Raw genomic sequence first — 25,983 nt, 5'->3', positions numbered from 1 at the left:
GCGGCGAACTCGGCGGCGTCCACCAACAGTTCCAGGGTCCCGGCCTGGCCGTCGACGCGGAGCAGGTCGCCATCGCGCACCCGCGCCAGCGGACCGCCGTCGAAGGCTTCCGGGCAGACGTGGATCGCCGCCGGGATCTTGCCCGAGGCGCCGGACATGCGCCCGTCGGTGACCAGCGCCACCCGGTAGCCTCGGTCCTGCAGCACGCCGAGGTAGGGGGTCAACTTGTGCAGCTCGGGCATGCCGTTGCTGCGTGGGCCCTGGAAGCGCATCACCGCCACCAGGTCGCGGTCCAGCTCGCCGGCCTGGAAGGCCTCGGCCAGCGCCTGCTGGTCGTGGAACACCCGCACCGGCGCTTCCACCACCTGGTGTTCGGGCGCCACCGCGGAGACCTTCATCACCCCGCGGCCGAGGTTGCCGACCATCACCCGCAGCCCGCCCTCCGCCGAGAAGGGGTTCGCCACCGGGCGCAGGATGCTCGCGTCCAAGCTCTGGCCGGCACCCTCGCGCCAGACCAGCTGGCCGTCGGCGAGGAACGGCTCCTGGGTGTAGCGGCGCAGGCCGCGGCCCATCACGGTGTTGACCTCCTCATGGAGCAAGCCGGCGTCGAGCAGCTCGCGCACCAGGAAGGCCACCCCGCCGGCGGCGTGGAAGTGGTTGATGTCGGCCTGGCCGTTGGGATAGACGTGGGCCAGGGTCGGCACCACCTCGGACAGCTCGGCCATGTCCTGCCAGGTCAGCTGGACGCCGGCGGCCTGGGCGATCGCCGGCAGGTGCAGGGTGTGGTTGGTCGAGCCGCCGGTGGCGTGCAGGGCCACCACCGCGTTGATCAGCACGCGCTCGTCGACGAGCTCGCCGAGCGGCAGGAACTGCCCGCTCTGTTTGGTCAGGCGGGTGACCTGGCGCGCGGTCGCCACGGTCAGCGCCTCGCGCAGCGGGGTATTCGGGTTGACGAAGGAGGCGCCCGGCAGGTGCAGGCCCATGATCTCCATGAGCATCTGGTTGGTGTTGGCGGTGCCGTAGAAGGTGCAGGTGCCGGGGCTGTGGTAGGCCGCCATCTCCGACGCCAGCAGCTCGTCGCGGCTGGCCTTGCCCTCGGCGTAGCGCTGGCGCACCTCGGCCTTGTCCTTGTTCGACAGCCCGGAGGGCATCGGCCCGGCGGGGACGAAGATCGACGGCAGGTGGCCGAAGCGCAGCGCGCCCATCAGCAGGCCGGGAACGATCTTGTCGCAGATGCCGAGGAACAGCGCCGCATCGAACATGTTGTGCGACAGCGCCACCGCGGTGGACAGCGCGATCACCTCGCGGCTGGCGATGCCCAGCTCCATGCCCGGCTCGCCCTGGGTGACGCCGTCGCACATGGCCGGCACGCCGCCGGCCACCTGGCCCACCGAGCCAATCTCGCGCAGGGCCTGGCGAAGCTTCTCCGGGTAGTCCTCGTAGGGCTGGTGCGCCGAGAGCATGTCGTTGTAGGCGGTGACGATGGCCACGTTGGCCGAGTCCAGCAGGCGCAGGCGCTGCTTGTCGCCGCCGCCGCAGCCGGCGACCCCGTGGGCGAAGTTGGCACACTGCAGCTTGCCGCGCTGCGGGCCGTCGCTGGCCGCCTGCTGGATCAGCGCCAGGTAGCGCGCGCGGGTGGCGCGGCTGCGTTCGATCACACGCTCGGTGACTTCTAGTACGCGGGGATGCATGGTTCGACTCCAGGTAGCGGGTGAATTTGTTTTTATAGAAACCACAATACTGCCATCAAGCGTTGAAATTCACTAGGCAATAGCAAATATTTTGTTATTGCAACAACAAAATAGTTAATCCCGCTTCCCTTCATATAGACCACCGCACGAGCTGACGGCACGCAGCATAACCCCGGACGCGACCCGCCTCACCCTCAACCGATGGCGCTTTCCAGAGCCTTATGACTTCCAGGCTTTGTGGTTAGCACGAAATGCTCTAAAAATTATATTGCGCGCAAAATTACTTGGCATTAAATTCTGCCTCACCAACTTACTTAGTGCACAAAAGATCGGCGAACAAACAAATATAGGAGACTCACCATGAAAGCCCTGATCACCTTCACCGCGGTTCTCGCATTCTCCTCCGCCAGCTTCGCCGAACAAGGCAAGCCGGACAGCAGCAGCGGCGCGCTGTACCCGGAGTGGCTGATTCATCACGACGGCTGATCCACGACCCCGACCACCCAAGCACACCACGCGAATCCCACTGAAAGGAAAAACATCATGAGCATTGAAAACGTTCTCTACCGCGCCTACGCAGAAGCCACCGGTGGCCGTGACGGCCGCGCCATCTCTTCCGACGGCGTACTCGACGTCAGCCTGGCCACCCCGAAAGAACTGGGCGGCGCCGGCGGCGAAGGCACCAACCCCGAGCAGCTGTTCGCGGCCGGCTACTCGGCCTGCTTCCTCGGCGCCCTGAAGTTCGTTGCCGCCCGCGACAAGCACAAGCTGCCGACGGATACCTCGATCGAAGGCGTGGTCGGCATCGGCGCCATCCCCACCGGCTTCGGCATCGAAGTGGAACTGCGCATCGACCTCCCCGGCCTGGACCGCGAGGAAGCCCGCGCGATCGTCGACAAGGCCCACATCGTGTGCCCCTACTCCAACGCCACCCGCGGCAATATCGACGTCACCCTGACGCTGGTCTGAGTCGACGCGAACCAAACGGCGGGTGTCCCGAGAGGGGCACCCGCCGTTGTCATTGGCGATTCACGTAATTCGCTCCTGCAATCGACCCTAGCTTCAGAACCGTAGGATGGGTGGAGCGTAGCGATACCCATCCTACGAATCTGAGTTTTTCCTGTGGGAGCGAATTCATTCGCGAATGAATTCGCTCCCACAATTCGCTCCTACAATTGATTTCTTCAGTCAATCCAGGAGCGCAGCATGATCCTCTCCACCACCCCCACCCTAGAAGGCAAGTCCATCCGCGAATACAAGGGCATCGTGGTCGGCGAAGCCATTCTCGGCGCCAACGTGTTCCGCGATCTGTTCGCGGGGATTCGCGACATCATCGGCGGCCGTTCCGGCGCCTACGAGAAGGAGCTGGCCAAGGCCCGGGAAATCGCCTTCGACGAGTTGAGCGAGCGCGCCGAGAAACTGGGCGCCAACGCGGTGGTCGGCATCGATATCGACTACGAGGTGGTCGGCCAGAACGGCAGCATGCTGATGGTGAGCATCAGCGGCACGGCGGTGGTGATCTGACGCCGCAACGACCCTGCGGGCGAGAGGGGGACGCTCGCTCGCGAAGGACCCTGTGCAGGGCCCTTCACGAGCAAGCTCGCTCCTGCGGCGAATCGCGCGTCAGGCGGAGCGCTGGCGCAGCAGGAAGTGGGACAGCGCGGGGATCAGCAGCAGCGCGCCGAGCATGTTCCAGAGGAACATGAAGGTGAGCAGGATGCCCATGTCGGCCTGGAACTTGATCGGCGACCAGGCCCAGGTGATCACCCCTGCCGCGAGGGTGATGCCCACCAGGCCCACCACGCGACCGGTGAAGGACACGGCCTTCTTGTAGGCCTCCGACAATGACAGCCCCTCGCGCTGGAACTGCAACTGCACGCTGAGCAGATAGAGCGCGTAGTCCACGCCAATGCCCACGCCGAGGGCGATCACCGGCAGGGTGGCCACCTTCACGCCAATGCCCATGACCACCATCAGCGCCTCGCAGAGCACCGAAGTCAGCACCAGCGGCAGGATCGCCACCAGGGTCGCGCGCCAGCTGCGGAATGTGATCAGGCAGAACAGGCTCACGGCGGCATAGACGAAGAACAGCATGGTCCTGTTGGCCGAGTGCACCACGCTGTTGGTCGCTGCCTCGATACCCGCGGTGCCGGCGGCGAGGAGGAACTGGCGGTCCGGCTCGCTGTGGTCGGTGGCGAAGCGCTCGGCGATGGCGGCGACTTCCGCCAGCGTCTGGGCCTTGTGGTCCTTGAGGAAGGCGATCACCGGCATCAGCGAGCAGTCGGTGTTGAACAGCTCCGGGGTGTTCACCGAGGCCTGCTGGGCGGCGTAGTTGAGCACGTCCTGGTTGCGCTGCAGGCTGAGGAACTTCGGGTTGCCCTCGTAGGTGCCGGCGGTGATCTGCCGCACGGCGTTGGTCAGCGACACAGTGGTCTGCACGTTGGGATGCTGCTGCAGGGCCCAGGCCAGGCGATCGGCCTGCACCAGGGTCTGGTAGTTCAGGCAGCCTTCGGCCGGGGTCTTCACCATCACCGCGAACAGGTCGCTGGACAGCGCGTAGTGGCTGGTGATGTAGGCATTGTCGCGGTTGTAGCGCGAATCCGCGCGCAGCTCGGGGGCACCGGCATCGAGGTCGCCGATCTGCAGCTGCAGGCTGACGACGAAGCCGACCACGCCCATCAGGGTGGCCACCCCCACCGCCGCCAGGGCCCAACGCCGCTCGGTGAAGCGGTCGAGGAAGTCCCAGATGCGACCGAAGCCCCGGTGCGCGGCGGCATTGGAATCGATGCGCAGCGCGCGTTCGGCAGCCTTGGCGCCGACGCCGACGTAGGACAGTGCCACCGGCATCAACAGCAGCGAGGTGAAGATCAGCATGGCGACGCCGATGCTGGCGGTGATGGCCAGGTCCTGGATCACCGGGATGTCGATCAGCAACAACACGGCGAAGCCGACGGCATCGGCCAGCAGCGCGGTGACCCCGGCGAGGAACAGGCGGCGGAAGGTATTGCGCGCGGCCACCTGGCGGTGAGTGCCGCGGCCGATGTCCTGCATGATGCCGTTCATCTTCTGGGTGGCGTGGGACACGCCGATGGCGAAGATCAGGAAGGGCACCAGGATCGAGTAAGGGTCGATGGCGTAGCCGAGCCAGGCGACTATGCCCAGCTGCCAGACCACCGCCAGCAGCGAGCAGAGAATCACCAGCAGGCTGCTGCGCACGCAGCGGGTGTAGGCCAGGATGATGAAGAAGGCGGTGACCACGGCCATGCCAAAGAACATCATCACGCGGATGAGGCCGTCGATCAGGTCGCCCACCAGCTTGGCGAAACCGATGACGCGGACCTTGATCGCGCCCTGCCCTTCCTCGCCCGAAGCCTGGGCCTGGCGGTCACCGGCGTACTCGAAGCGCAGGCGGAACTTGTCTTCCAGGGTGCGCGAGAACTGGTGGTAGTCCACGCCCTTGGCGCCGGCGGCGGCCTGGTCGAGCAGCGGTACCACCAGCATGGTGGATTTGAAGTCGTTGGCCACGAGGCTGCCGACTATCCCGGCGCGGGCGATGTTCTGCCGCAGCTGTTCGATGCTCGCCGGTGAACCGTCGTAGCCGTCGGGCATCACCGGGCCGCCCTGGAATCCTTCCTCGGTGACTTCGGTCCAGCGCACGCCGGGCGCCCAGAGGGATTTCATCCAGGCGCGGTCGACGCCCTCGGTGAGGAACAGCTCGTCGTGCACCTGCTTGAGGGCATCGAGATAAGCCGGGTCGAAGATGTCGCCCTGGGTGTTCTCCACCACTATCCGCACGCTGTTGCCCAGGCCGCGCAGGGCTTTGCGGTTTTCCAGGAAGTTCTGGATGTAGGGGTGTCCCTGCGGAATCATCTTCTCGAAACTGGGGCGCAGTTCGAGGCGCGTGATGGCCATGTAGCCCAGCAGCATCGTGACCAGCAGGATGCCGACCATGAACGGCAGGCGGTGGTTGAACACCATACGCTCCAGCAGGTTGCCGCTGCGCGTATCGAAGTCATTGAGATCCTGGATAACTGGCATCACGCCTTCTTTCATGCCACCCATGTCGGGTTCGCCTCTCTCTTATTCTTGTTTGCCAGGGGCCAGGGGCCGCTGACTCAGACCACGGGCGCCGACCAGCAGCAACTCGCCATCGGACACCAGGGCGCCGTAGACCGGAGTTCCGCGAGCGATATCCAGGGATTGGAAGGTCGCCCCCCCATCACGGCTGGACAGGACCTGGCCGGCCTGGCCGAACAGGTACAGGCGCCCCTCGGTATCGCGGGCGGATGCGGTGATGCTGGTGTTGATCCCGGTGTTTACCGGCGTCCAGCTGGCGCCGCTGTCGGTGCTGCGGTAGGCGTGGCCGCGCAGGCCATGCACGAGAACCAGGCCGGGCTCCGCGCTGATGCCGAAGAAGCTGCCCTGGTAGGGCGAGGCCAGCGCCTGGAAACCTTCGCTGTCGTCGCCGAGCCGCAGGAGCAGGCCTTGCTCGCCGGCGATGAACAGGTCCTGCCCGTCGCTGGCGATGGCGTTGAGGTGATAGCCAGACGGATTGTCGCTGCGGTCCGCCCAGGGCTCCCAGCTCTGGCCGCCGTCACGGGTACGGAAGATCAGGTTGAAGGCGCCGACCACGAAACCGTTGCGCTCATCGCTGAACCAGAGGTCGAGGAAGGGCTTGTCGGCTCCCTCTGCCTCGATCCGCTTGCCCTCTTCCAGCCATTGTTCGGCGTCGGGCCGGGCACTGTAGTAGTCCTGCATCAGGCGGCCGAGCTGGCGGCCGTCGAGCTGCTTCTGCCAGGTGCTGCCGCCATCGCTGCTGTGCAGAACCACGCCGTCATGCCCCACTGCCCAGCCTTGGCTCGGCGTGGGGAACTGCACGGCGTTGAGGTCGGAGCTGACCGGCACGCTGGCTTGGGTCCAGCTCTTGCCGCCGTCATCTGAATACAGGATGTGGCCGCGCTGGCCGACCGCGACCAGCCGCTGGCCGGCCTGCACCACGTCGAGCAGTGGGCTGCTTACCGCCAGTTCGCTGAGCTGCGCCGGCAAGTCGAGCACATCCGCCATGGGCGCGGCACCGGCATTACCGGCCAGCAGGGCCAGGCCCAGGGCGATGGATTTGATGAGAAACATGGGACGTCCTCGCAAAAAAGGGGGTTGCCGCCCCCACTTTCGGAAGGGGCGGCAACCAGCCTGGCTCAGCGAATGCCGGCGCCAGCCAGGGACTCGGCCGTCCACTGGGCCTTGGTCAGCGGATCGATGTAGTGGATGCCGCCGTACGGGCCGACGACGCCGTTGATGTTGTAGGAGTTGCCCACCAGGTCGTAGATCACGAAGGGCGTGGTGTCCGGAACCTGCTTGTCGTAGCTCTGGCTGAGGAAGGCGAAGGAGCCGCGATAGATCTGGCCACGGGCGTCGTACTGGTCGGACGCCAGGGCGACCCAGCTGTCCTCGTCCAGGTAGAAGCGGCGCTTGGCGTAGATGTGACGGGCGCCGGCCTTGAGCGTGCCCTCCACCACCCATACGCGGTGCTTCTCCCAGCGCACGTAGTCAGGCGACAGGTGGTTGGGGGTGGTCAGGGATTTCGGGTCCTGGGCATAGGTCAGCTTGTAGGTGTTGTAGGGCACGACCATGTCCTGCTTGCCCACCAGCTTCCAGTCGTAGCGGTCCAGCGCGCCGTTGAAGACGAACACGTCGTCGTAGGTGCCGGCGCCGGCGGTACCCGGGTTGGGCGTGTCGTAGGCCAGGCTCGGCGCCAGCTTCACGCGGCGCTGGCCGGGCAGGTACTGCCAGGCGCGGCGCGGTTGCTCGACGGCGTTGGCGGCATCCTTGAGCATGATCGCCTCGCCGGCGCGGCGAGCCGGGCCGGTGTATTGCAGCTTCATCTGGTAGTAGACGCCCGAGCTGTCGATGGTTTTCGACAGGTCCTCGTAGATCGGGTAGTTGATGAACGCCTGGCCGGTGGTGGCCAGGGTCGCCACGCCCGCGGCATCGACGTTCCAGGAGTCGTACTTGGAGTTGATGGTCACGCCCTGGTAACGCAGCAGGTGGTTCCACATCGCCTCGGCGCCCGACTGCGGGATCGGGAAGGGCACACCCGGCAGCACGTTCTCGATGGCCAGGCCGCCGTTGGTGGAGCTGGCGCCGGTGGCGTTCTTCACCGCGTTGTCCAGCACGCCCTGGGGCATGGCCACGGTACGGTGGGTCGGGAAGACGTCGATGCGGAAGCCCGGATAACGCTTGGCCAGCTCTACCGTCGTGGCGCTGAGCATGCCCTTGTACTGGTCGACGTTCTTGCCGTCGATCACCAGCACTGGTTTCTCGCTGGCGAAGGGGTCCGGGCGCATGCTGTCGCCCGACTTGAAGCCGGCCGGCGCGGTGGTCAGGCCGCCCTCGTAGGCGGGAATGGAGCCATCGGCGCTAGCGGCCTTCTCGGCGCCCACCAGGGTCAGGCTGCTGCCCAGCTTGGCCGCCTCGGAGGAGGATACGGCTGCATGAGCGGTACCAGCCATGGCCACCGCGAGGGAAGCCGCCATCAGGGTTTTCACGAATTTCATCTTGTAACTCTCCTGCTCGGGTCTCGAGCGACGCGGAATTCAGAAGGTGGTCTTGAGGGTCAGGTAAACCGCGCCACGGTCTTCCGTGGTAGCCCCGCCGCCGGAGAAGGAGGAGTAACCCCCGGCGAAGCAGGTGTAGCGCTGCGTGGCGTCCAATGCGTTGGGAGTGGAGCCGTCAGTGGCACCGTTTTCACACTTCTCGGCATCGCCGAAGGAGTCCACGTACTTCAGGTCGACGAAGTACTGGTTGTAGATCGCCGCGCCGACACCCACCGAGTAGGTGCCGGTGTCCTCGGCGCCGCCGCCCTGGACCGGGGAAACGCCGTCCAGGCCGACGTTGACGGACATCGGGGCGGAGAGGTCCACGCCCGGGAACACCTGGTACCAGGTCGGCGTGAAGTTGACCGCCAGGCCCCAGTTGTCGCGGGTGGGCTTGTCGATGCCGCGGTAGCTGCTCTTGCCCTTGTAGAGCGCCTCGTTGTCGCCATCGAGCTTCAGCAGGTTGCTGTAGTACAGCTCGCCGAGCAGGGTCGCCGCGTCGAACACCGGCGTGTCGCCGATGGCCATCAGGCCGTTCAGGGTCCAGTGCAGGGTGTCGCCGGTAGCGCTGAGGCTATCGCCGTCACTGGGCACGTCGGTGATCACGCCAGTCCCCGGAACGCGGGGCGGCAGCAGGCCGAGACCCGCCGCCAGGCCGCCGGGGCCGGGAGCGCTGAGGATCGCCGGGATGCTCGCCAGCGGCATGTTGTGGCGCACGTTCAGGTCGCTGGCCACGCTGATGCCGCCGATCTCCTTGGACAGGCTCAGGCCGAAGATGTCGATGTCGTCGCCATAGGCGAACTTGTAGTTGGTGGTGCGGATGGAGTTCTGCACGTTGGCGATGGGGCCGTTGGCGCCGCGCGCCGTCAGCCCGGTGCCGTCCAGCACGGCCTGCGGAAGGATTTCCGAGGTGTTGCGGTAGTATGCGCCCAGGGTGCCGTCCAGCCACTCCGGCGACCACTTGAGCATCAGGCCCCAGTCACCGCGCTTGTCCGGCGTAATGTCGTGGCCGCGGCGAATGGTGGTGAGGGTGCCGTTTGGCCCCGCCAGGCCCGGGCCACCGGTGTGGCCGAGGAGGAAGGACTGCGCACCAGTGCCCACCAGGTCGGAGCTGCCGTAGTAGGTGCCGGCCTCGGGCAGGCGTGCCTCGTCCCACTCGAGGAAATACTGCGCGGCGACCGTCAGCTCGGGGTTGATGGTGAAGGACGTGGAAATCTGGTTGCGCGGGACGAACAGCTCCTTGGCCTCGGTGCCGGGCGCGGCGGACAGCTTCGCCAGGTCCAGGCCGGACTGGCCGTAGCTGATGCCGTGTACCGGGTTGAGGATGGTCTCACCCCAGTAGACGTTGTGCTGGCCGGCCTTGATGCTGAACATCGACTCGTCGCCCACTTCGGTGCTGTAGAACACGAAGGCGTCGAGGATTTCGCCGGACGGGCCGCTGTAGTAGCGCTGGGCATAGTTGGAGAGGTGCGGGCTGCCGAACGCCGGATTGGTGGTGCTGGGCTGGCCCACGATCGTCGAGAAGGCATCGTTGCCATTGACGAACGGGTTGGAATTGGAGCCGGTGTTGTCGTAGGCCTTGTCGTACCAGCTGGCGGCGCTGACGCGGAAGCCCTTGTTGCCCCCGTGGATCACATCCAGTTCGGTCAACAGGTCGACGCGGTTGGTGATGTTGGTGCCGGATTTACGGAAGTTGTAGTCACCGTCGTTGTTGTTCGGGGTGCCCAGCATTCGCTTGTCCGCGCTCTCGGTGCGCACGCCGTAGTTGTACTTCACGGTGTTGTCGAAGCGAATCGACCAGTCCGGATTGCCGGTGTCGACTTCGAAGGCCTGGACCGCGGGCACGCCCATCCCGGCAGCGATGGCCGAGGCGAGCAGGCACCTGCGCAGGTTCAGCTGGTGGTTATTGTTTTTCATGCGTTGGCTCCGCTTCTTGTTGTTGTGACTGCAGCAACTCTAGTTCGCACTTCCTGCGCTGGCTGCGCGTAGCCGGTTGCATGGCCACGCGCTCAGCTCGCCGGTCTCCCTGGCTGAATTCGTTGGAATCTCGCCTCAGCGATCCAGCATCTGGATCAGCTCATGGGCAGCCGGCCATTCGCCGAAGCCCGATGCCGGATTGAGGTGGCCGACACGGCCGAGCTCGGCCACGCTGCTGTCCCAGTCCGAGGCCATGCGGCGCACCGCCTCGAGGCTGGCCAGGTGATCGTCGTCGCTGGCGCATACCAGGCTGGGGAACGGCAGCGGCTTGCGCGGCAGGGGTGTCCAGCCGTTGGCGCTGAGGGAATCGGGGGTCGGATAGTTCGCTGGCCAGGTGGCGTCGAGGTCCGGCGGAGTCGCCAGCAGCGCACCTTTGATCGGCCGGCTGTAGCGGGCCGCCCAGTGCACCACCATGAGCACGCCCGCGCTGTGGGCGACGATGATCACCGGCCCGTCGATCTGCTCCAGCTCGCGCTGGATGGCATCGACCCTGGCGGCAAGGCTCAGCTTGTCGTGTTCCAGCGGCGGTACGGTGCGCACCTTGGGCAGTTGCTCGGCCAGGAGGGTCTGCCAGTGCTCGGGCACGTGGTCTCGCAGGCCGGGAACAATGAGGATGGTTGTGCTGTTGTTGTTGGTCACGTCATCACCCTGTTGCGTTAGATGGTCGGGCCATCGCGGCGAATGGAACTTGGTGATGCAAACAGTAGAGGTGCAAGGGAGGAGTCGCTTTTCATAGGGCGTCAGCAGCTTCGCATTTCATGACAGGGCCGCCCCACCCCGCCCGGCTTCCGACTCGACGGTCCTGCCCGCCGTCCGTGGCGTGGGCTAATTTCCAGGGTTTGTCTTTACTTAGTTCGTGTTCCGGGAAGGAACGGCGCAGCCGTTGTCATCAAAAACAAATTCGCTGACTATCCTTGGCAGTGAATTAACTTCGCTTTAAACGACAATGACCACCGGAAATGGGTCCCCCCTTACCGGCACAACAGCAGCGTGGCGATCGACATGACCCCAATGGTTCGCGCAGCGGCCCTGACCAACTACATCGAGGTGGCCGAGCACCTCGGACTCAACCCACAGCAACTCCTGCGTCAGGTGGGGCTCAGCAAGACCCTGATCGACAATCCCGAACAGCGCCTGCCGACTTCCGCCGTCGCCGCCCTGCTGGAGGAGTCCGCCCGCGCCGCCAACTGCCCCACGTTCGGCCTGCGCATGGCTGAGTCGCGCCAGCTGTCGGATTTCGGCGTCATCAGCCTGCTGCTCTCCCACCAGCCAACCCTGCGCGACGCGCTGGACATCATCGTGCAGTACCGCCACCTGCTGAACGAATCGCTGGCGCTCTACGTGGACGAAGTGGGCAAAACGGTAATCCTGCGGGAAGAGATCATCAGTGACACGTCGGCGCCCATGCGCCAAGGCATGGAGCTGGCCATCGGCGTGCTGTTTCGCATGTGCAGCGCCCTGCTGGGGTCGAACTGGCGCCCGCTGAGCGTGAACTTCAGCCATGACGCCGCGCCGGAACTGCACCTGCACCGACGCGTGTTCGGCTGCAAGGTGGAATTCGGCAGCGAGTTCAACGGCATCGTCTGCCAGGTCGCCGACCTGGACAAACCCAACCCCCTGGCCGACCCGGCCATGGCACGACATGCGCAGCGCCTGGTGGAAACCCTTCCCGGTGCCGCACGGCAGTCGACGCTGAACGATGTGCGCAAGGCTATCTACCTGCTGCTGCCCATGGGCCGCTCCACGATCGAGCAGATCGCCCAGTCCCTGGGGATGAACGTGCGGACCCTGCAGCGGCGGCTGGAGGACAGCGAGATGACCTTCTCCGACCTGATCAACGAAGCTCGGCGCGACCTGGTGCTGCGTTACATGGAAAACCCGCGATATAGCCTCAGCCGCATCGCCGATCTGCTGGGCTACTCGGTGCCCAGTTCCTTCACCCGCTGGTTCACCACCCAGTTCGGCATGGCGCCCGCCGCCTGGCGGCGGGAGCATCAGGTCAAGCCCGAGGAGTGATGAAGGACCAGCGCCGACTGGCCCTCCCGTAGGGTGGACCACGCTTCACCGGTCCACCATCGGAGCCCCTCTGAGCCGTGATTGGTGGACATGAAGAGCGATGTCCACCCTACGAACTGAAGTCGAGCACAAATGGTGGGGCAGCGACTCCGCCCCGTCAGGAGGCCGAGCGGAATCGTTGCGCAGGGGGACGAGCGGCATGGATGCCGCGAGAGGCGTTTAGGGCCATGGATGGCCCTTCGCGCCGGGCCCCCGGAGCGACGATGGAGGGAGGGAAGTTTGGCGAAGCCAAACCCGGATGTCGGGGCAAGCGCTTTTGGTTACTTTTCTGGCGACTGAGAAAAGTGACTCGCCGGGAGGCGAAACAAAAACCTGAAGCCCACTCAGCAATGAGCTGAACAACAGAACTCAAGCCCCCCTCACACCTGCCTGCCAATCCGATATCCCCCGACAATCCACGAACCCCGCAAAAACCGTGCGCAAAAAAAACCGCGCCAGAAAGCTCGTCCCAAGCTTCGGCGCGGTGAAAGCCCGCTGCGGCAGGCATCGATGACCCCCTCTCGGGAGCAGGAGTACCGCAGGATGGGCCGGGCGGCAGCCCACCCCATCGCCAGAAAAAAACGCCGCGCCATGGAACCCGACGGTAGAAGAGTTCCCGCGCGGCTAAAGGCCTTACTCACGTAAGGCGTCGGTTACCCCAACCACAGGGTTCTAGAACCCCCAGCGCAGCATCGCCAGCACCAGGGCAGCGAGGAAGGCCGTCTCCCCCACCATCAACAGAATCGGTTTGATGCCCACCGAAGCCAGCTCCTTGAGCTGGGTCTTCATGCCCAGGGCGCTGATGGCGATCACCAGGCACCAGCGCGACAGTTCGTTGCCGGCATCCTGCACCGCCGGCGGAATGAAGCCCGTGCTATTGACCGCGGCGAGGACCACAAAGCCCACGGCGAACCAGGGCAGCAGCGGCGGCCGCTTGCTGCCGGGCTCGGCGCCGCGGGCCCGGGTGATCAGGGCGGCGCAGAGGATCACCGGGAGCAGCATGGCCACGCGCATCAGCTTGACCACCGTGGCGCTGTCACCGGTCTCCGGCGACATGCTGTAGCCAGCGCCGACCACCTGGGCCACGTCATGGATGGTGCCGCCGATGAACAGCCCGGCGTGCAGCGGCGAAAGGCCGAAGGCCTGGGCGATCATCGGGTAGAGGATCATCGCCAGGGTCGAGAGCGCCGACACGCCGATGACGGTGAACAGCGTCGCCCGCTCCTTCTTCTCATGGCTGGGCAGCGCCGCCGCCAGGGCCAGGGCCGCCGAAGCGCCACAGATGGCCGTGGCGCCCCCGGTGAGCAGGCCGAACAAGGTGTTGAAGCCCATGGCGCGGGCCGCGACGATGGACACCAGGATGGTCACCACCACCAGCGCAACCACCATGGCCACCGGCTGCCAGCCGAGGGAGGCGATCTGCTCCAGGGTGATGCGAATGCCGAGCAGCGCCACGCCCACCCGCAGCACTTCGCGGGCGGTGAATTCGATGCCCGGCTTGCACACGCCATCGGCCGCCAGGAAGTTGACCGACAACCCCAGCAGCAGGGCGAAAAGCATCACCGGCGCGCCGTAGTGTTCGGAGAGAAAGGTGGCCGCCGCGGCGACCATGGCGCTGACGATCACGCCGGGCATCAGTACCCGGCTGCGCGATCCCAGCGTGGTTATTGCAGTTGCGTACATTGGGAAGATTCCTGGGCCCTGGGCCGGGATAGATCGATGAAGCAGCGGCCCTGGCGTTGCTCCAGGGCATAGGTGGCGACGCCGAAGCCGCTCACGCCGGGAACGCAGCCACTGGCCAGGTCGAAACGCAGGCCGTGGGCCGGACAGCGCAACAGGCGCCCTTCCAGCTTGCCGGTGAACAGCGAGGCGCCGTTGTGCGGGCAGCTTTCGTCAATGACGTAGAGGCTGCCGTCCTGGTTGAACAGCACCAGGGATTTTTCTTCGAGACGGATCAGGCTGCGACCGCCCACCGGCGGTATCTTCTCCGCCGGGATTTCCACCAGGCGAGTCATGCCAGGCACTCCGCAATCGGCATCGCGGGCTCCAGGGCGCGCTGTAGCTCGGCAAGGATCAGCCACGGCGGCTGCGCGCCGACCAGGGGAATACGCTGGTCGATGACGAAGGAAGGCACGGCCGTGCCGGCCGGGACCGCGTCGTCAGCCACATAGGGGCGGCCGTCGTCGAACAGGGCGCCTTCCAGGCGACGCTCGTTGTACCCGCAGGACCGCGCCAGGCGCAGGAGCAGCTCCCCCTGCCCGATGTCGTAGCCCTGCTGGAAGTAGCTGGCGAACAGGCGCTCCAGCAGGCTGTTCAGCTGCCGGGCACTGCCCTGCTCCGCGGCGAGCGCCAGCAGGCGGTGGGCATTGGCCGTATTGGGCATGACCTGGATCTGTTTCAGGTCCAGGTACACCCCGGCGTGGGCCGCCGCTTCCTGTACCTGGGCCTGGCGAGCCTGGACCATCTCCGCACTGCCCAGACGCTTGAGGTAGAACGCTTCGAACGGCACCCCTTCGGCCGGCAGGTCGGGCAGCAGTTGCACGCCCTTCCAGCGGAGCTGCACGGAAACGTCCGGCCGGCTGCGGGCCAGGGAGCTCAGGGCCTTTTCCAGATTGCGCTTGCCGATCAGGCACCAGGGGCAGATGAAGTCGAACGTCATCTCGATGAGCAGCGGTTTCATGGGCGGCCCTCGTCTTTCATCAGCGGCGCCAGATTCTGGATATCCCGGTGGTAGTGGCGCTTGGCATGGAAGAACACCAGGGCTGCGGCGATGCTGATCAGCGGCACCAGCTGGAAGGCGCGGTCCAGGCCCATGGCGTCCGCGAGAACACCGGTGACGTAGGGGCCGGGCGCCAGGCCCAGCAGGTTGTTGGCCAGGGTCAGGGTGGCGAAGGCGGTGCCATGCACCGAGTAGTGCGTGAGGTTGGCCACCATGGCGCCGGCCGGTCCGGAGGTCCCGGTGGCGACCAGCATGCCGAACGCGATGACCACCAGCTGCGGCAGGCCGGGCGCCATCTGGAAGGCCAGGGACAGCAACAGGCAGCTGATCAGGCAGTAGGCGATGGCCAGGACGATCTTGCGGTCGGGAGAGTTGCGGCACAGGCGGTCGCTGAGGATGCCGCAGAGGATCATGCCGGCGCCGCCGGTGAGGACGATGATCGCCGAGACCACGCCGGCCTTGTCCGTGCCCATCTGGTAGTAACGGTTCAGGTAGCTGGGGAACCACACCATCACGGCAGCGCCGACGAACAGTTGCAGGCCGCTGCCGATGTAGGCGCTGATCACCGAACGGCTGGCGAAAAGCGTCTTCAGCGGGCGACGGCAGGAACGCCCATCAGCGGCAACCGCCGCGCTGCGGGCCGGGCGGCCAATCAGGTTCTGCTTGACCACCAGGGGATAGAGGAACGCCAGGACCAGGCCGAAAATCGCCATGCCGGCGAAGGACCAGCGCCAGCCTAGGTGCTCGGCGAGTATGCCGCCGAAGGCCATGCCCAGCACCGAGCCGAACATGCCGCCGGCCATGAAGGCACCGGTGAGGGTCGCACGCATGCTCTTGGGGAACACCGAGATCACCACGGCAATGCCGACGCTGCCATAGGCGGCCTCGCCTACCCCGACGAAGAATCGGGCCACGAACATATGCTGGTAGTCTTCCGCCAGGCCGCAAGCCAGGGTCGCCAGGCTCCAGAGCATGGCCATCAGCGCCAGGCTCTTGACCCGACCGAAGCGGTCGGCCAGCAGCGACAGGGGGAAAGTGAGCAGGCCGACCATCAGGGCGACTATGCCGCTGAGCAGGCCGAGCTGGGAGTCGCTCAAGGCCCATTCGGTCTTGAGCAGCGGGAAAACGGCGTTGAGTACCTGCCGCGACATGTAGTCGGAAATCAGCAGGCCGAACGTCAGGGCGAATACCACCCAGGCGTAGTTGCGGGAGACGTTGACGGCCGAATCATCGAAATCGGCGGTGGCTGCGGTGTGGAAAGCCATGGCAATACCTGGGTTCTGTGCGTCTTGTTGTTCTTGTCACGCTAGCTGGCGGAGCGACGGGTCGCCGCTCCACCCGAGCCGGCCTCGTGGGCCGGCCCTTCGCTACGTAGGGTCAGGCACGCAGGGGAACGTGCTTCTGGCCCGGCTGGCGGTTGGGCGCCATGCCGTTCATACGCAGGGTTTCCTCCACATCCTTGTATTGCACGCCGATCTTGTAGATCTCGCGCGCTTCCTTGCCAGAGGCGATCTCGCGGCCCAGTTCGTGGGCGATGCGTACCGTCTGCTGGATCTGCTGCGCCGAGGTGAAGCGCTTGCCGTGCTGGTCGATGATGGTGTCCTCGATGCCGACGCGCGGGTGCAGGCCCATGGCCAGGGCCATGGTGTTGAAGGGCAGCACGTTCTTCAGCAGCGACTCGGCGGTGAGGGTGCCGCCATTCGGTGCGCGGTGGATGAAGTTGAAGAAGTTGAACGGATTGGGGCCGTCGAAGCCGCCGCCGATGCCGATCCAGGTCAGGTTCAGCGGGCCCTTGTAGACGCCCTTGCGCACCAGGCGCTCGAGGGTTTCCAGGGCGTGGATGCCGGTCAACTGGAAGTGCGGCTGGATGCCGGCGGCCTGCAGGCGCTTGAGGTGCTCCTCGACCCAGGCCGGGCCGGCGGGAACGGTCATCTCGCTGTAGGCGGCCTGGTAGAGCGGGTTCTCCAGGGAGGTGCCCTTCAGGTACTCCGGATAGAGCAGCTCCATGATGTTCATCTGTGTGGTATTGATGGCCACGGTCACCTGGTCCGGCTTCGGGGTCAGCTCGGCCAGCATGTGACGGGTGTCGTCGGACAGCCACTTGGCGGCTTCACCATCGGATTCCGGAGCGAAGGAGATGGAACCACCGACCTGGATGATCATGTCCGGCACCGCTTCGCGTACACCGGCGATCAGCTCGTTGAACTTGGACAGGCGCTTGGAACCCTTGCCGTCCAGCTCGCGCACATGCAGGTGCAGAACGGTGGCGCCGGCTTCGTAGCACTCCACGGCCTTCTGCACCTGCTCGTCCATGGTCACCGGAATGTCTTCGGGGAAGTCTTCCGGCATCCACTCGGGGCCATAGGGCGCCACGGTGATGACCACCTTTTCCATGTTTTCGGGGTGCAGGGAATCGTCGAAGAATTGCATGAGCTTCTCCTAATGTCTGTGCTTGGAGCCCACCGCGAGCGGCTGCCCGGGTGGTGCTGGGGTTAGTAGGTCTTGTCGCCGATGATCCCGGCACGCTCCATCTTGCGATGGCAGGCGGGGTAATCCATGACCGCGTAGTGCTGGGTGCTGCGGTTGTCCCAGATCGCCACGCTGTTCGGCTTCCAGCGCCAGCGCACCTGGTACTCGGGGATGTATGCCTGGCTGACCAGGTAGCGCAGCAGATCAGCGGCACCGGGGTTGGCGTCCTGGCCGAAGCGCACCCGCTCAGGGGTGTGGTAGTTGCTGAAATGGGTAGTGAAGGCGTTGACGAACAGCACCTTCTCGCCGGTTTCCGGATGGGTGCGTACCACCGGGTGCTCGGCGTCCGGGTACATGGCCTTGAGGGCCAGGCGCTTCTCGATGGGCATGGCCGCGCCGAAGCTGGCCTCGATGCTATGGCGTGCGCGCAGGCCCTCGATACGCTGCTTCACATCCTCGGGCAGCTTCTCGTAGGCCAGCGCCATGTTGGCCCACATGGTGTCGCCGCCCACCGGCGGGCATTCCACGCAGCGCAGCACGCAGCCCAGCGGCGGCGCCTCGCGCCAGGTGGCATCGGTGTGCCAGGCGTTCTCGTAGCGGTCCATCGGCTGGTCAGGATTCTTGTAGATGCGGACCAGGCCCGGGTGCTCCGGGTCGCTGCCGGCCACAGGGTGGTCCTCCAGCTCGCCGAAGCGGCGGGCGAAGGCCACATGCTCGGCACGACTGAAATCCTGGTCGCGCAGGAACAGCACGCGGTGCTTGAGCAGTTGGCCACGGATTTCGGCGAACAGGCCATCGTCATGAATGGCGTCGGCGAGGTTCACGCCACTGATTTCGGCGCCGATGGCACAGGTCAGTTGTTCTACTTGCATGGCGAGCTCCCTAGATGACGAAGATCGACGAGCCGGTGGTCTTGCGCGACTCCAGGTCGCGATGGGCCTGCACCGCATCCTCCAGCGCGTAGTGCTGGTTGATGTCGATGCTGATGCGGCCACTGCCGACGTGGTCGAACAGCTCCCCGACCAGCTCGGCCTTCTCGGCCGGGTCGGCGATGTAGTCGGCCAGGGCCGGGCGGGTCATGAACAGCGAGCCCTTCATTGCCAGCAGCACCGGATCGAAGGCCGGGATCGGACCGGAGGCCGTGCCGACGCAGACCAGCAGGCCGCGGCGCTTGAGCGAATCCAGGGAGGCCATGAAGGTGTTCTTGCCGACGCTGTCGAACACCACGTCGACGCCACGGCCGCCAGTCAGCTCGCGAACGCGCTTGGCGATGTCTTCATCGCTGTAGTTGACGACATGGTCGCAACCATGGGCACGGGCGACTTCCGCCTTGGCTTCGGAGGACACGGTACCGATCACGGTCAGGCCGAGCAGCTTGGCCCACTGCGAGACGATCAGGCCCACGCCACCAGCGGCGGCGTGCAGGAGAATGCTGTCGCCTTCCTTGAAGTCATGGATGCGGCGCATCAGGTAGGCCGAGGTCAGCCCGCGCATGGTCATGGCGGCCGCGGTCTCGAAAGCGATGGTCTCGGGCAGCTTGATCAGCGGCGCTGCCGGCACCAGCCGCTCGGTGCTGTAGGCGCCGAGGGTGTTGAGGAAGCCGGTGTAGGTGACACGGTCGCCGAGGGTGACGTTGGTCACGCCCTCGCCCACCGCCACCACCACGCCGGACGCCTCGACACCGATGCCATTGGGCAGCGGAATGGGATAGGTGCCATTGCGGAAGTAGGTGTCGGCGTAATTCAGGCCGACGGCAACGTGCCGGAGGCGGACTTCGCCGGGGCCCGGGTCCCTGACCTCGACCTCTTCGTAGCGAAGCACTTCCGGTCCCCCGGTTTCATACATGCGGACGGCTTTGGCCATGCCTTTTCTCCAATCTTCGTTCTTGTGGTCGGGTCACGGACCCATGGATTGGACTCTAGGCACCTGCCCTCGCGCATGCTTCACATCGCACGACAGCGGCTTTTCATTTCATGACAGGAAGTGCGGCCGCCTCCTTACGGGGTCCAGTCCACCCCGTGCGCTTCGAGGTAGGCATCGACCGCGGCCCCCACCGTGGGGTGGAAGACGTCGTGGCCCAGCGACTCGAGCAGGCCGAAGCGCTCCAGCTTGTCCTTGACTGGGTCCTTCATCTCGGCGAAATGCAGCTCGATCCGCGCCTCGCTCAGGGTCCGCTGAAGCTCGGCGAGCATGTCCGCCGAGGTCACGTCGACGCTGGTCACCGGCTCGGCGGCGACGACGAGCCGCCTGACCGGCATCGGCGACTGCTCCAGTGCCTCCATCACAGACTCCTGGAACCACTCGGCATTGGCGAAGAACAGCGGCGCATCCCAGCGGAACAGCACCAGCCCCGGCACCCGCCGCGCCTGGGGATAACGCTGGATATCGTGATAGCCGCGGATACCGTCCACCCTTCCCAGTACCGCGACATGCGGGCGCCAGCCGTCCCAGAGGAACTCGATCACCGCGATCACCACGGCGATGCAGATGCCAGGCACCGCGCCGAACGCGGCCACCCCCACCAGGCAGGCGACGGACAGCCAGAACTCCCAGGGCTGGATACGGTAGATGCGCCACAGATCCTTGAACTCGAACAGTCCGATGGCCGCGGCGATCACCACGGCGGCCAGCGCGCTGCTGGGCAGGTGGCGCAGCAGCTCGGGGGCGAAGAGCAGCAACACGGCCACGCCGCACGCCCCGATCACGCCACTGAGCTGGGTCTGCGCGCCGGCGGCCTCGGCAACCGGTGTGCGGGATGAGCTGCTGCTGACCGGGAAGCCCTGGAAGAAACCGGCCGCCAGGTTGGCCGCCCCCAGGCCGACCATTTCCTGGTTGGGGTCGACGTAGCTTCCGGTCTTGGCCGCGTAGGTACGGGACAGCACGCTGGTATCGGCGAAGGAAACCAGGGCGACGGCGCATCCGCCAAGGATCACCGCGCCCAGGTCCACCGGCGTTATCCAGGGCAGGACGAACGACGGCAAGCCCTGGGGCAGCGAGCCGAGGACCTTGACCCCGGCGCCACCGCCGAGATCGAGCAGGCCGACCGCCAGGGTCGCCGCCACCACGGCGATGAGGATACCCGGCAGGCGGGGGTAGCGCTTGAGCAGCAGGATCGCCACCAGGGTGCCGCCCCCCACCGCGAAGGTCGTCCAGTTGGCCTGACCGGCAAGCAGGGCCTCGGCCAGGCTGCGGATATCGCGCAATGGCCCTTCGCTCTTGACGGAGATATCGAAGAGTTTGGGCAGCTGGCTGATCAGCACGGTGAGCGCGATGCCATTCAGGTAGCCGTAGCGAATCGGTTTGGACAGGAGTTCGGTGATGAATCCCAGCCGCAGCAAGCCGGCCAGGATGCACACCAGTCCCGACACCACCGCCATCATGCTGGCCAGCACTACGGCGCGTTGCGGATCGCCATTGGACTGCGCCAGCACCACGGTGAGGATTACCGCCACCAGGGCGGAATCCGGTCCCAGCACCAGGATGCGGCTCGGGCCGAACAGGGCGTAGACCAGCAGCGGCACTATGGTGGCGTACAGCCCGTAGATGCCCGGTACGCCCGAAGCCTCGGCATAGGCGATGCCCACCGGCACCAGCATGCTGGTCAGCACCAGCCCGGCCACGAGGTCGCGCGCCAGCCAGTGCGGCTGGTACTGATGCAGGAGTTGCAAGCCCGGCAACCAGCGCTGCCAGGCGGAAGCGCCTGCGGAACGCGTACGCGCCACCCGGCCAGGTTCGGACTTGAGGCGGGTCGGATCGTGGTCGCTCATGCTGGCCTCGTCAAGACGATGGTGACGCTCCCTGGGGTCGATGGAACGGGACGGTGCAACACCTCCAGGCGGCCATGGGCAGGAGCACCCTGCGCATCAACGCCAGGGTGCTGGAAGCGCTCGCTGCGAAGCGTCGCCTGGCCATGGGCGCCGTCCAACTCTCGCCGGAAGCGGCGGCGCTATCAGAAGCGCTCCTCGACCATCTTGAAGGGATAGGGCGCGGCCTTGTACTTGCCGATCTTCCCACGCTTGGGCAGCGCCACCTTCTGCTCGTGGGTCAGGTCCTTGTAGGGAATCTGCTTGAGCAGATGGCTGATGATGTTCAGCCGCACCCGCCGCTTGTCCTCGGAGCGCGCCATGTACCAGGGTGCCCAGGAAGTATCGGAGGCGGCGAACATCTCGTCGCGGGCGCGGGTGTAGTCATCCCAGCGGGCATAGGACTTGAGGTCCATGGGTGACAGCTTCCACAGCTTGCGCCCGTCCTTGATGCGGTCCTGCAGGCGCCGCGTCTGCTCGTCGGCGCTCACTTCCAGCCAGTACTTCAGCAGGATGATCCCGGACTCCACCATCAGCTTCTCGAGCAGCGGCGTCACCGCCAGGAACTTGCGCGACTGATCCTCGGTGCAGAAACCCATGACCCGCTCGACGCCGGCCCGGTTGTACCAGCTGCGGTCGAAGATCACCACTTCCCCGGCGGCCGGTAGGTGAGTCAGGTAGCGCTGGGCATACATCTGGGTCTTTTCGCGATCGGTGGGCGCGGGCAGCGCCACCACGCGGAACACCCGCGGGCTGACCCGCTCCGTGATGGCCTTGATGGTCCCGCCCTTGCCGGCGCCGTCGCGCCCTTCGAAGACGATGCAGACCCTGAGCCCCTTCTCCACCACCCACTGCTGGACCTTCACCAGTTCCACGTGCAGGCGCTTGAGTTCGCTTTCGTACTCCTTGCGGCCGAATCTTTCCTGTTCCGTCGCCTCGTTGGCGGCTGCCTTCTTCTTGCTCTTTGTCATGACCCACTCCCTCGCAGAGAAATCCCGATCACTAAAAGCTAGCTGACGGATTCCGATTTGCAGGGAAGCAAGCGTCCCCCGGTCGGCAGTCCCCCAAATAGCAAAGCGCCCCGCCTGCAGAACAGGTCGGGGCGCAATGAGCGGAAAGCCTGGGCGTCAGTCGGCCATACGCAGCGCGCCCACCGGTTCCCTGCCGCGAGTGGCCAGGCAGTAATAGAGCGGGCAGGTCACCAGCAGCCCCACCAGCCAGGACAGGTCCACGCCCTCGATGTAGTTGGCATAGGGCCCGACATAGAGCGCGGTATTGGCGAAGGGCAGCTGCACCAGGATGCCGAGGAAGTAGGCGGTGATCGCATGCGCGTTGAAGCGCCCATAGATGCCGCCATCGGCGCTGAAGATCGAGGCGATGTCGTAGCGGCCGCGCTTGATCAGGTAGAAATCGATCAGGTTGATCGAGGCCCAGGGCACCAGGACCAGCAGCAGCGCCAGGATCAGGCCGATGAAGTGGGAGATGAAGTTGGCCGAGGCGCCCAGCGCCATCAGGCAGCTGCCGGCCAGCACCACCGCGGAAAGGGCCACCCGCACGCGGATGCTCGGCGTCCAGCCGCCGGCGAAGGTCTGGATCGAGGTGACGATGGACAGCACCGCACCATACAGGTTGAGGGCGTTGTGACTGATGATGTTGAGCAGGAACAGCAGCATCAGGACCGGGCCGAGCACGCCGGTGGCCTGCTTCACCGCGGCCATGGCCTCGGTGCCCTCCGGGGTCGCCAGCACGGCCACCGCGCCGAAGCTGAAGGACAGGATGGTGCCCAGGCAGGCGCCGAAATAGGTGGCCCAGAACGGCTTGGCGATGCCGATGCTGGCCGGCAGGTAGCGCGAGTAGTCCGACACGTAGGGCGAGAAGCTGATCTGCCAGATCACGCCCAGACAGATGGTGGCCAGGAAACCCGACAGGTTGAAGGCGCCGCGGCTGAAGAAGTCCGCCGGCAGCTCGTTGCCGAAGATCCAGGCGAAGCCGGCCAGCAGCGCGCCGCCCATCACCCAGGTGCCGATGCGGTTCAGGGTGTGGATGAAGCGGTAGCCGATCACCCCGATGGCGGTGGCGCTGAGGGCGCCGATGATGATCGCTGCCGGCAGTGGTACGGCGGGGGCGATGCCGTGGATCGACTCGCCCGCCAGGACGATGTTGGAGATGAAGAAGCCGACATAGATGATGGCGGCGAAGAACACGATCAGCAGCGCGCCGTAGCGGCCGAACTGGCCACGGCTCTGGACCATCTGCGGGATGCCCATCTGCGGGCCCTGGGCCGAGGCCAGGGCGATGAACACGCCGCCGATCATATGCCCCAGCACTATGGCCAGCAGGCCCCAGAGCAGGTCGAGGTGGAACACCTGGACCACCATGGCCCCGGTGACGATCGGCAGCGGCGCGATATTGGTGCTGAACCAGAGGGTGAACAGGTCACGGGCCCTGCCGTGGCGTTCGGCGGGCGGCACATAGTCGACGGTATGGTTCTCGATCAGCGTCTGCTGGGTATTCTCGGACATCGTCTTGCCTTGCTTATTGTCTTTGTAAGGAAAGCCACGCGGGCCTGCGCATTCGGGCTTGAGGAAAGGCGACAGCCGCCCGATAGCGAGGCACCATATTATGGTATTCCAAGACTCAGACAAGGATTTTTTCCGGGCATCAGATGGATGACGACAGCTGACATCAATAGCTGAATCGTTCAATCAGATCACCTGATAGCCCCGCTATTACTGGGTTTCAACGAAAAAACAAACGTTTGTCGGCTGGCGTTCAAGCACTGGAAAATAGTGCTTGCAATGGCAATATTACGGTATACCATCGGACACAAATGCGCTGCCGGTCGCAGCCAGTCCACACCGATAGGTACCCGAAATGATCGACACCAATGCCTACAAACAAGTCATGGGCTCCTTCCCCTCCGGCGTCACCGTCATCACTACCCTGGATGACGACGGCCAGATCGTCGGGCTGACCGCAAGCGCTTTCAGCTCCCTGTCCATGAACCCGGCCCTGGTGCTGTTCTGCCCCAACTACAGCTCCGACTCCTATCCGGTGCTGATTCAGCGCAAGCGCTTCGCCATCCACCTGCTCTCCGCCGACCAGCGCGATGAGGCCTATGCCTTCGCCAAGAAGGGCAAGGACAAGGCCCAGGGCATCGAGTGGAGCCTGAGCGAACTGGGCAATCCGATACTGGCCAATGCCACCGCCATCATCGAGTGCGAACTGTGGCGCGAATACGAAGGCGGCGACCACGCCATCCTGGTGGGCGCCGTGAAGAACTTGATCGTGCCCGAACAGCAAGTGACCCCAATGATCTACTGCCGCGGCAAGATGGGGGCGTTGCAGGCCTTCGCCTGATTCATTACTCGTGCGCTTTGATTCCCGCCCCCTTTATTGGGGGCTTTTTTTGCGCGTCCGCTGGCGGCTCAGACGCTCAAGTAGGACGGGTCGGGCGGCGTTCCGCGAGCCTGCGAAACCCATCGACACCGCGCCGACTGCATGGGTTTCGCTCCGCTCTACCCATCCTTGTATCTCTCCAGGGCAATGAGGTTAGCTACCTCACTGCCCAGGGCCGGGAAAGCCGTTCCCATCCTGAGAGCTCGACTCTGTTTCGTAGATTGTGCTCCCGGCCCTCTTCTCCAACTCCTGAATGGTATCCAAGCCCCTCCACCGGAGTGAGGCTGCATGAACAAGGCAAGGATCGAGAGATGGCGGTTATTGGAATCGATGTCAGCAAGCAAAAGCTCGACTGTCTGTGGTTACGCGACCCGGACAGTCTGAAGGTCAAGACCAAGGTATTTACCAATCAAGTAGACGGCTTTGCCGCCTTGATCGAGTGGTGCTGCACCCACAGTGGCGTTGCCGCCGGGGAACTGAAGGTGTTCCTTGAGGCCACCGGGGTCTACCACGAATCCTTGGCGTATTACCTGCACGACCGTGGCGTTCAGGTCTTCGTCCTGAACCCGGCGCAAGTCCGCGAATATGCGCGCAGCCTGGGTATTCGCGGTAAGACGGACAAGCAGGACAGCCTGGTGCTCGCCCGTTTTGGCGCGACCCAAAAGGCCCGACGCTGGTTGCCGGAGGCGCGGGAGATCCGCGAGCTGAAAGCGATGATCGTGCGGTATGAGGCGTTGCAGGAGGACCTCCAGCGCGAACTGAACCGGCGGGAAAAAGCCGAGGTCAGTCAGGCCAGCCTCAGCGTAGTGGCCTCCATCGATACGATGCTCAGTGCCCTGCGTCAGGAGGCCGAACGCCTGAAGCAGGAGATCGACGACCACATCGACCGGCACGACCAGCTCAAACGCAACCGGGAGCTGCTGCGGAGCATCCAGGGCATCGGGGATGTCCTTTCCCGCCACCTGCTGGCGTTTCTGCACAGCCGCGACTTTGGCTGTGCCCGACAATGCGCGGCCTATGCGGGCCTGGTTCCACGCCCCTGGGACTCGGGGACGTCGGTAAAAGGCAAACCACGCTTGACCAAAGCGGGGCAGCCTCGGCTGCGGGCCAAGCTCTACATGGGGGCCATTGTGGCCAAACAGCACAATCCCACGGTCAAAGCGCTTTACCAGCGTCTGCTGGCACGCGGGAAAGCCAAGATGAGCGCCCTGGGCGCGGCCATGCGCAAGCTGCTGCAGATTGCCTATGGTGTGCTCAAGACGCAGACACCCTATCAG

General features: G+C 65.2%; 22 protein-coding genes. 6 read left to right on the top strand and 16 right to left on the bottom strand.

Annotation, left to right across the window (positions count from 1 at the left end; genetic code table 11):
• Window positions 1–1,691: phosphogluconate dehydratase (gene edd, locus E8F11_RS15865; RefSeq protein ID WP_280289791.1), on the bottom strand; the 1,691-nt coding region annotated here is incomplete at its 3' end.
• Window positions 1,692–2,051: 360 nt separating this feature from the next.
• Between edd and E8F11_RS15860 the strand changes: the two genes are divergently transcribed.
• The 3 genes from E8F11_RS15860 (at window position 2,052) to E8F11_RS15850 (ending at window position 3,215) form a co-directional block, all read left to right on the top strand.
• Window positions 2,052–2,177, top strand: a complete 126-nt coding sequence (locus E8F11_RS15860; RefSeq protein WP_280289790.1) for a hypothetical protein — start codon at window positions 2,052–2,054, stop codon at window positions 2,175–2,177.
• A gap of 57 nt (window positions 2,178–2,234) precedes the next feature.
• Window positions 2,235–2,660, top strand: coding sequence for an organic hydroperoxide resistance protein (locus E8F11_RS15855; RefSeq protein WP_280289789.1), 426 nt, complete (start codon window positions 2,235–2,237; stop codon window positions 2,658–2,660).
• Between the two features lie 237 nt (window positions 2,661–2,897).
• Window positions 2,898–3,215: a heavy metal-binding domain-containing protein gene (locus E8F11_RS15850; protein WP_280289788.1), complete on the top strand. Its 318-nt coding sequence runs from the start codon at window positions 2,898–2,900 to the stop codon at window positions 3,213–3,215.
• 99 nt (window positions 3,216–3,314) lie between these two features.
• On the opposite strand, the gene E8F11_RS15845 is transcribed toward E8F11_RS15850, so the two are convergent.
• The 5 genes from E8F11_RS15845 to E8F11_RS15825 all read right to left on the bottom strand — a co-directional run bounded on the left by E8F11_RS15845 (window position 3,315) and on the right by E8F11_RS15825 (window position 10,900).
• Complete coding sequence (locus E8F11_RS15845; protein ID WP_280289787.1) at window positions 3,315–5,753, bottom strand: MMPL family transporter; 2,439 nt, start codon at window positions 5,751–5,753, stop codon at window positions 3,315–3,317.
• A gap of 18 nt (window positions 5,754–5,771) precedes the next feature.
• Window positions 5,772–6,821 carry a YCF48-related protein gene (locus E8F11_RS15840; protein ID WP_280289786.1) on the bottom strand — a complete coding sequence of 350 codons (1,050 nt, stop codon included), beginning with the start codon at window positions 6,819–6,821 and terminating at the stop codon, window positions 5,772–5,774.
• A gap of 65 nt (window positions 6,822–6,886) precedes the next feature.
• Entirely contained in the window at window positions 6,887–8,245 is a 1,359-nt protein-coding gene (locus E8F11_RS15835) for a DUF1329 domain-containing protein (protein WP_280289785.1), read from the bottom strand.
• Between the two features lie 39 nt (window positions 8,246–8,284).
• Window positions 8,285–10,201, bottom strand: coding sequence for a DUF1302 domain-containing protein (locus tag E8F11_RS15830; protein ID WP_280289784.1), 1,917 nt, complete (start codon window positions 10,199–10,201; stop codon window positions 8,285–8,287).
• Between the two features lie 135 nt (window positions 10,202–10,336).
• Window positions 10,337–10,900: an alpha/beta hydrolase gene (locus E8F11_RS15825; protein ID WP_280289783.1), complete on the bottom strand. Its 564-nt coding sequence runs from the start codon at window positions 10,898–10,900 to the stop codon at window positions 10,337–10,339.
• A 363-nt stretch (window positions 10,901–11,263) separates the two neighbouring features.
• Here E8F11_RS15825 and E8F11_RS15820 point away from each other — a divergent pair, with 363 nt between their 5' ends.
• The gene (locus E8F11_RS15820) at window positions 11,264–12,277 is read left to right on the top strand and encodes an AraC family transcriptional regulator (protein ID WP_280289782.1); all 1,014 of its coding nucleotides are present in this window, start codon (window positions 11,264–11,266) and stop codon (window positions 12,275–12,277) included.
• Between the two features lie 711 nt (window positions 12,278–12,988).
• On the opposite strand, the gene E8F11_RS15815 is transcribed toward E8F11_RS15820, so the two are convergent.
• From E8F11_RS15815 to E8F11_RS15770, 10 genes are all read right to left on the bottom strand, one after another.
• Window positions 12,989–13,999 (bottom strand): putative sulfate exporter family transporter, encoded by a 1,011-nt coding sequence (locus tag E8F11_RS15815; RefSeq protein WP_280289781.1) that lies wholly within the window; start codon window positions 13,997–13,999, stop codon window positions 12,989–12,991.
• Entirely contained in the window at window positions 13,981–14,331 is a 351-nt protein-coding gene (locus tag E8F11_RS15810) for a Rieske 2Fe-2S domain-containing protein (protein ID WP_280289780.1), read from the bottom strand. The genes E8F11_RS15815 and E8F11_RS15810 overlap by 19 nt, the downstream gene beginning before the upstream one ends.
• On the bottom strand, window positions 14,328–14,996 hold the full coding sequence (locus tag E8F11_RS15805) for a DsbA family oxidoreductase (RefSeq protein ID WP_280289779.1): 669 nt from the start codon (window positions 14,994–14,996) through the stop codon (window positions 14,328–14,330). The genes E8F11_RS15810 and E8F11_RS15805 overlap by 4 nt, the downstream gene beginning before the upstream one ends.
• The gene (locus E8F11_RS15800) at window positions 14,993–16,300 is read right to left on the bottom strand and encodes an MFS transporter (protein WP_280289778.1); all 1,308 of its coding nucleotides are present in this window, start codon (window positions 16,298–16,300) and stop codon (window positions 14,993–14,995) included. The genes E8F11_RS15805 and E8F11_RS15800 overlap by 4 nt, the downstream gene beginning before the upstream one ends.
• Window positions 16,301–16,412: 112 nt before the next feature.
• Window positions 16,413–17,465, bottom strand: coding sequence for a 3-keto-5-aminohexanoate cleavage protein (locus E8F11_RS15795; RefSeq protein WP_280289777.1), 1,053 nt, complete (start codon window positions 17,463–17,465; stop codon window positions 16,413–16,415).
• A 62-nt stretch (window positions 17,466–17,527) separates the two neighbouring features.
• Window positions 17,528–18,376, bottom strand: coding sequence for a TauD/TfdA family dioxygenase (locus E8F11_RS15790; protein ID WP_280289776.1), 849 nt, complete (start codon window positions 18,374–18,376; stop codon window positions 17,528–17,530).
• A 10-nt stretch (window positions 18,377–18,386) separates the two neighbouring features.
• Window positions 18,387–19,367: a quinone oxidoreductase gene (locus tag E8F11_RS15785; protein WP_280289775.1), complete on the bottom strand. Its 981-nt coding sequence runs from the start codon at window positions 19,365–19,367 to the stop codon at window positions 18,387–18,389.
• Window positions 19,368–19,501: 134 nt separating this feature from the next.
• Window positions 19,502–21,271: a sulfate permease gene (gene sulP / locus E8F11_RS15780; RefSeq protein WP_280289774.1), complete on the bottom strand. Its 1,770-nt coding sequence runs from the start codon at window positions 21,269–21,271 to the stop codon at window positions 19,502–19,504.
• 182 nt (window positions 21,272–21,453) lie between these two features.
• Complete coding sequence (gene ppk2 / locus E8F11_RS15775; protein ID WP_280289773.1) at window positions 21,454–22,278, bottom strand: polyphosphate kinase 2; 825 nt, start codon at window positions 22,276–22,278, stop codon at window positions 21,454–21,456.
• A 156-nt stretch (window positions 22,279–22,434) separates the two neighbouring features.
• Window positions 22,435–23,829: a cytosine permease gene (locus E8F11_RS15770; protein WP_280289772.1), complete on the bottom strand. Its 1,395-nt coding sequence runs from the start codon at window positions 23,827–23,829 to the stop codon at window positions 22,435–22,437.
• 352 nt (window positions 23,830–24,181) lie between these two features.
• On the opposite strand from E8F11_RS15770, the gene E8F11_RS15765 reads away from it, so the two are divergent.
• Both E8F11_RS15765 and E8F11_RS15760 read left to right on the top strand, forming a co-directional pair.
• Window positions 24,182–24,667, top strand: a complete 486-nt coding sequence (locus tag E8F11_RS15765) for a flavin reductase family protein (protein WP_280289771.1) — start codon at window positions 24,182–24,184, stop codon at window positions 24,665–24,667.
• Window positions 24,668–25,017: 350 nt separating this feature from the next.
• On the top strand, window positions 25,018–25,983 hold a 966-nt coding region (locus E8F11_RS15760; RefSeq protein WP_280287030.1), incomplete at its 3' end, for an IS110 family transposase.

The organism is Pseudomonas sp. BN417 (genome assembly GCF_029871205.1).
Taxonomy (GTDB): domain Bacteria; phylum Pseudomonadota; class Gammaproteobacteria; order Pseudomonadales; family Pseudomonadaceae; genus Metapseudomonas.
This window is presented reverse-complemented; position numbering and strand designations above follow the sequence as displayed.